Origin of the sequence: Imhoffiella purpurea (genome assembly GCF_000585215.1) — a bacterium.
GTDB lineage: Bacteria > Pseudomonadota > Gammaproteobacteria > Chromatiales > Chromatiaceae > Imhoffiella > Imhoffiella purpurea.
Genome location: NZ_AONC01000042.1, coordinates 36,061 through 42,678, shown reverse-complemented (window position 1 = coordinate 42,678; position 6,618 = coordinate 36,061). Strand labels below are relative to the sequence as shown.

Here is a 6,618-nt window from a genome sequence, read left to right as displayed (position 1 = left end):
CCTGTGGATCGGGCTGCAGCGCGCGGCTGATTTCGTGCTCGCTCTTGAGGCTCAGCGCTCTGCAGGGGCGAGTTATGGGTAAAGCCATGACCCCTGGGAAGGTGGTAACAACCGCCTCCGCTCCATCTGGAATGACGGCCACGAATATCAGCCCATCATGTCCGTGGGTGCCAAGCGCCAATGCGTCCTGCTCCGTGATGCCTAACCGCTGAGAGAGCATCGGCAGGGTATAGAGAGACTGTCTCATTCCTCGCCCTCCCCCAGCTGGCGCCGGGTCAGGTCGAGCAAGAGCCGCTGCTTCTCATCCTCGCTGAACCCGGCCAGCAGATCGGCCAGCCGTCCATCCGTGGTACGCGGTGTCAGTAGCCCGGCATCCCCTAGGATCGTGTCTTCGATGGTCTGCGAGTAGTCCAGCAGCTCATCCAGCCCGAGACGGATATAGCCCTCTGTGACCTCCTCCGCGTGGCTCATGTGGTTGAGTAGCCGCTTGATGACCACGGCGGGGATGGATGCCCGGCTGGCTGCGCTGGTCCAGACGCGCCTCAGATCGTGGGGGATGACCCATAGGCCGGTGCGCTCCTGGAGTTCCATCTGGAGCTTTCGGCAGTTGTTCAGCGGCTTGCCTTCTCGCCGCCCTGGGAAGATGAAGCCCTCGCTGCTGCCGGTCTGCTTCAGGATCTCCCGGACCCGTCGCGTGATCGGTCGGGTCAGAGCTCGCCGGTTCTTGCTCGACTCGTCCGGGATGGTCAGGAGTCCACGCTTCAGATCGACCTGAGACCACGGAAGACGGGCCAGCTCGTTGAACCGTAGACCAGTCAGCGCCAGCGCCTCCAAGAGTAGGCAGGAAACGCGCCGGGCCTCGGTAATGTCGCCCTGCTCTCGCAGCTCATAGAGCGCCTGGAACCAATCTGGGAGCTGCGCCCTGGGAATGGTGGACTCCTTCCGTGGTACGCGATTCCATCCGGTCTGTCCGGCTCTGCGCCGGTTCAGGGCCACGGAAACGGGGTTGGCTCCCAGTACCGCTTCCCCTTCCGTGGTCTGGTAGTTCTCCCGCGCCCAGTTCCAGACCAGCCTCAGAACGCGCATGTCCTGGTCGGCTCGAGCCTTGCTCTCCTTGCTGCGCTCCTCATGGATGCGCTTGACCCGTACCGGGGTGAAATAGGTCAAGGGCTCATCGGCCACGTCCCTGAAGGTGACGAAGGATTCCCGGTACTTCTTGCGGGTGCCTTTGGTCAGGCTCGGGCTCTGCTCCAAGAACGCCTCCAGGGCCTCCCGATAGGTGAGCGTTCGCAGTTTCTCGGCCTCGGCCGCCCTCCTCCGCTCGACCAAGGGGTCTTCGCCCTGGTTGAGCTTCTCCAGCAGCTCCCGCGCCTGCTTGCGGGCAGACTCCACGGACATGATGCGTCGGTCTCCGAGTAGCCGATTGACCTTGCGGCCGTGGATCTTGCGCATCAGGTAGAAGCCCACAGTCGGCTCCTCCATCGTCCATTGCCCAGCCTGCTTGCCGATCCGCAACCGCAGGTGCAGTCCTGGGACGGATCCAGGGCCGCCACGATCTTGGGCCAAGGCTTCCCCGTTGGCGGGGATGGTGGCGGGGTATTTGCTCCACTGATCGAGCTGCCCCTGAACCCAAGGGTCCAAGCTTCGCTCGGAGAAGTTAAGATGATGGGCAGCCAATGACGGCCTCCGGTACAGGTCGCGAATGGTCAGACTCCCCGTGGTGTTGGTCGCACCTCGGGGAGTCGTGCGTCTGGGGGAACTTTTGAACAAGCGGACGCCGCTTAGTCATTGAATCCCCGCGTCTATTCCCGCGAACTCGGGGAACCCTGGGGGAACTTTTGGGGTAGGTTTAGCCAGTTATCCACAGGGTTCGCCAGGGGAACGAAAGTTCGGGGAACCCTAGAAAGATAAACCAAATCGGGCTATTAGGGACCGACAAGGGGATTGCGGGGGATGGGCGGGGATGCTCTAAATCGGACTGAAAATCCGCGTGTCGGTGGTTCGATTCCGCCCCTGGGCACCAAATACCAAGCATTTAGACGCGCCTCAGAGCGCGTCTTTTTGCGTCTGGACGCCTGATTCGCATCCTGCGGTGGTACCTATATTGGTACCCGCCGGCACCCTGCCGGATCCGTGCCTGATGGTGTGCAGTCGTTCGCCGGGGGTTTGGCACCGCAGTATGAACGTCATGCATGACTGACCCCGGCGCGCACAAAACCTCGGACACTCGAGACACAGCCCCTAGATCAGTTGCGGAAGCAACTTTGCGCCGACACCGCGCTCGAGCCCTGGTCACAGTACCCGGACGTCCAGGCCATCGATCAATTGTTCACCGCCGCCTCGGGCAAGGCAGCTCTGCCGATCTCTCTGTTCGAGGCCGCGCTGATGATCGGGCGCCGCCTGCTTGACGCCTCTGCTGCTTTGAACGCTCGCGCAGCCGAATTCTTCGCCACACAGATTCCCCCTCGTCAGGATAGATGTCGCCTCCCACCCGGGAGATGATGCGCAACCTTGGGGGTATTTGGATGCTGCCGGATTCGCGCTGGCGGACGCTCAACGGGAAGGAGCCCGGAGGGCGACTGGACGTTTGGTGTACAGCATCGCTTTCTGTGACCTTCACAGTCCTGCTGGTATCATTCTTCACGACATCTCAGCATTGGTTAGAGGGGTTCAGGGCGTACGAATACCAAAATACCCCCATTGAAAATGACCCGCTCTACGAATTTGACAAAGCAGAATCATCACGAAATGAATACTAGACCGAGCATTATCATCTCTTCTCGAGATGCCGAGCGACTTGAGGCTCTTCTCGATTCTATGGAATATGGGGCTTTCCCTGGGAAGGATGAATTGGAGGCGGAGCTTGCTAGAGCCGATATCGTCGAACCAGAAGATGTGCCGCCCAATATCATCACCATGAATTCGACAGTGAAATTTTGCCTGGAATCTTCTGCCGAGCAATTTACTTTGACGCTGGTCTATCCCAAGGATATGGATTCCAGCAGCAGCAAGATTTCGATTCTCGCCCCTGTAGGAAGCGCCTTGATCGGTCTTTCGGTCGGAGACGTCATCGAATGGCCCGGCCCCGGAGCACATGTCGTTCGAGTTCGCATTGATGAGATCGTCTATCAACCTGAACGCTCTGGTGAATACCACCGCTGATCCGCCAAGCTCGTCTTGCGGAGCAGTCACCGGCGCCATATGGAGCTTATGAGGTATTCGGCTGCATATGCCTGGACCAGAACTGCTTGGCGATTTGCGACAATGCGGCGTGTTGGTGACGCACCCGGCGCATCAGGCTGATCATCGATGTCGACAGACTCCCGCAGGATTCACTACCTCGAAGCACGGACAACCCTTCATGCGCGCTCGCTAAGATCTGCCTCAACGGCGCTTGCCGCGCCTGCTTCGATCAGGTTGCGGAGCACATCGAGGGCCTTATCGAGCACGCTCGAGGCGGTCTCGACCGAGTAGACCACGTAGGCAGGCAGACGCAGCGTCGGACTGCCCCGGACCTGGTACAGGCAGCCTCCGCGCAGGTAGTGAGCGGCAACCCGCTCGGGCACGAAGCAGGTTCCGCCGTTCGCCAGAATCAACTGCAGCCCCAGCCAGCCGATATTGGCGGTCTGGGCGGGACGTTCGAAGTCCGGATAGACCTTGCGGTGCTGGGCGTAGAAGGTCGGTCCCCAGTCCACATAGACGTAGCCGTCGTCCGGAACCTGCCGATTCGGATCGGTCCCGACCAAGAGCAGCGTCTCGTCGAACAGATGCTCGACCTGAATGCCGACGCCCTGCTGCGGGCTATACATCAGGGCGAGATCCATGGTCCCGGCGATGATGCGCCGCATCAGGTCTTCCTCGAAGCCGATCTCGGTATTGAGCGAGATGTCCGGCGCGACCTGGCGCATCCGTCCGGCCCAGCGGGGCAGGAAATCGTTCCAGAGCGCAATACGCGCCCCAATGGTGAGGCTGGCCGTGAACCGGCTGGGCAATCCGACGTCATGCCGCGCCTGCTCGAAGGTCAGCATCATCGTCTTGGCATGGCGCCAAAACCGCTGGCCTGCCGGGGTGAGTGTCGCCCCTAGGCGGTTGCGCACGAACAGCCGCGCACCAAGCGCCTGCTCCAGATTCTGGATACGCGCACTGACGGTCGACTGTGTAACGTGCACCCGGTTGGCCGCTTCGAGGAAGCTGCCATGCGCGGCCACGGCGAGGAAGGTCTTGATCTGGTCGATGTCCATGCTCTGAACTCAATCGGATCCGCGCAGTGCGGTTTATATCGGAATATACGATATAAGAAGCCAATAAATTCCGTTTTCATCATATGTCAGACAACAGTATTCTTGACGCAGAAAGTGCGGTTTCGGCTTCACTCAGCGGGCGCGATTCGGCCTGATATCGAGAGTGGGCCCATAGACGCGCCCTGTCGCATGCAACGGAGAGATGACGATGATCGCAGTCAGAGTGTTCATGAAGGTGACGCGAGAGCCCTTGAAGCGCACGCCGGTCGTCCTCCGGCTCGATGCCGACGGCTCGCAAACGCCACCGGTCTTCACGGACCGCAGCGGGCTGGCCAGCTTCGACCTGCCGCCGACCAGCGGCAAGGTCCTGGTCTCTGGTATGGAGCGCTACCAAGGGCGGCTCGCCGACGAGATCCCGATCGCGCTCTGGTCGATCACCCAATCGGAACAGGGCTCACTCGGACAGCCGGGCGCCTTTCCGAGCGGAAGCAATGCCTACCCGAGCATGACCACAGAGGCCGTTCAGGTCGGCGACCGCAGCGTCCTCACAGACAGCGAGGGCTATCTGGTGGATCCCTCGGACTGGTCCGAGGACTTCGCCCGGGCACTGGCCGCGCAAGAAGGGCTGACGCTCAACGCAGAGCACTGGGAGGTGATCCGCTACCTGCGCGCGCGCTTCGCGCGCTCCGGCACCCAAGCCTCCGTGCGCGACATGATCGCCCATTTCCGCAAGGTTTGGGGGCGTGAGCGCGGCAGCAACCGGTATCTCCACCGGATCTTTCCGCGCGGTGGCCCGCAGAAGCAGGGCAACCGGCTCGCGGGGCTGCTGCGAACCAAGGGTGAGCATTGACCGAGTTGGCATCGCTCAACCCGGCCGCCCGTCCGGGCGCGCGCGCACCAGCATGGGCGCATGCACCCAGATAAAGAGTCCGAAGGCGAGGATCCAGCTCACACCGCCAGCCATCAGCCAGATGTGATACCCGGCCGGGTCGAACAGCGACCGCCCCGCGCGCAACTGGCAAGCCCGAGTTCGCTGGGAGCAGGCTCCAGCTTGGCAACCCAGCACGTCGGTTTCATCGACGCCGACCTACATCCGCTCGTCCTTGGGCACATGATCCGTAAAGCCTGGGCCAACATAAAGCTGGCGGGGACGCGCGATCTTGCTGCCCTGGGTCTGCGACTGCTCCCACCAGTGGGCGATCCAGCCGGGAAGACGGCCGATGGCGAACATGACGGTGAACATGTTGGTCGGGATGCCGACCGCGCGCATGATGATGCCGCTGTAGAAATCGACGTTGGGATAGAGCTGCCGATCGACGAAATAGGGGTCTTCCAGAGCGATCTCTTCGAGCCGGCGGGCGATGTCGAGCAGCGGATCGCGGACGCCGAGGGTCGGCAGCAGACGCTCGGCGACCTTGCCCAGCATTCGGGCGCGCGGGTCGAAGTTCTTGTAGACCCGATGACCGAAGCCCATGAGGCGCACCTTGCTGTCCCTGTCCTTGGCCAGGCGCACGTACTCCTCGGGACTGATCCGGCCCTGATGGATCTGCTCCAGCATCTGCAGCACGGCGACGTTGGCACCGCCGTGCAGCGGTCCCCAGAGTGCGCAGACGCCAGCGGCGCAGGAGGCGAAGAGGTTGGCCTGGCTGGAACCGACCATGCGCACGGTGGAGGTCGAGCAGTTCTGCTCGTGATCGGCGTGCAGCAGCAGGACCAGATTGATGGCGTCGCGCACGATAGGGTCGCACTCGTGCTCGGCATAGGGCTGCGAGAACATCATGTGCAGGAAATTCGGCACGTAGCGCAGCGCCGGATTCGGATAGATGTAGGGCTGTCCGATGGAGTGCCGATAGGCGTAGGCGGCGATCGTGCGGATCTTGCTGATGAGACCGGCGGCGGCGCAGCGGAAATGGTCCTTGTCCTCCAGCTCGAAATACTCGGGATGGAAGCAGGACAGGGCGTTGATCATGGCCGAGAGGATGGCCATGGGCGGCGCCGAGCGCGGGAAGCCCTCGAAGTGATGCTTCATGCTCTCGTCGAGGTTGGCGCAGGCGGTCAGATTCTCCGAGAAGGTCTTGTACTCCTCGGGATTCGGCAGATGGCCGAAGATCAGCAGCCAGGCGGCCTCGACGAAGTTCGGCTCGCGCTCGAACTGTTCGATGGGAATCCCGCGATAGCGCAGGATCCCCTGCTCGCCATCGATGAAGGTGATGGCGCTCCGGCAGCTGCCGGTATTGGCGTAGCCAGGGTCGAGCGTGACGTATCCGGTACGCGCTCGCAGATCCTGGATGTCGATGGCACGCTCTCCCTCGGTGCCTTCACGGACGGGAAACCGGTACTGCTCGTCGCCCAGGATCAGGATCGCGTCGTCGGACAT

7 protein-coding genes are annotated in these 6,618 nt (G+C 61.9%); 2 read left to right on the top strand and 5 right to left on the bottom strand.

Features of this window, described 5'->3' with window-relative positions:
- A partial coding sequence (locus D779_RS22910) for a hypothetical protein (protein ID WP_043755275.1) occupies positions 1-247 on the bottom strand: 247 nt, incomplete at its 3' end.
- Entirely contained in the window at positions 244-1,641 is a 1,398-nt protein-coding gene (locus D779_RS14205; RefSeq protein WP_198295723.1) for a tyrosine-type recombinase/integrase, read from the bottom strand. The genes D779_RS14205 and D779_RS22910, both read right to left, overlap by 4 nt.
- Positions 1,642-2,748: 1,107 nt before the next feature.
- Between D779_RS14205 and rnk the strand changes: the two genes are divergently transcribed.
- Positions 2,749-3,162, top strand: a complete 414-nt coding sequence (gene rnk, locus D779_RS14195) for a nucleoside diphosphate kinase regulator (RefSeq protein ID WP_043755288.1) — start codon at positions 2,749-2,751, stop codon at positions 3,160-3,162.
- Between the two features lie 197 nt (positions 3,163-3,359).
- Here rnk and D779_RS14190 read toward each other — a convergent pair whose 3' ends face one another.
- A complete protein-coding gene (locus D779_RS14190) occupies positions 3,360-4,241 on the bottom strand; it encodes a LysR family transcriptional regulator (protein ID WP_043755270.1) in 882 nt (293 codons plus the stop codon).
- Positions 4,242-4,449: 208 nt separating this feature from the next.
- Here D779_RS14190 and D779_RS14185 point away from each other — a divergent pair, with 208 nt between their 5' ends.
- Positions 4,450-5,091: a TusE/DsrC/DsvC family sulfur relay protein gene (locus tag D779_RS14185; RefSeq protein WP_043755286.1), complete on the top strand. Its 642-nt coding sequence runs from the start codon at positions 4,450-4,452 to the stop codon at positions 5,089-5,091.
- A gap of 15 nt (positions 5,092-5,106) precedes the next feature.
- Here D779_RS14185 and D779_RS22290 read toward each other — a convergent pair whose 3' ends face one another.
- Both D779_RS22290 and D779_RS14180 read right to left on the bottom strand, forming a co-directional pair.
- Positions 5,107-5,256, bottom strand: coding sequence for an NnrS family protein (locus D779_RS22290; protein ID WP_232424195.1), 150 nt, complete (start codon positions 5,254-5,256; stop codon positions 5,107-5,109).
- Between the two features lie 72 nt (positions 5,257-5,328).
- On the bottom strand, positions 5,329-6,618 hold the full coding sequence (locus tag D779_RS14180) for a citrate synthase (RefSeq protein ID WP_043755268.1): 1,290 nt from the start codon (positions 6,616-6,618) through the stop codon (positions 5,329-5,331).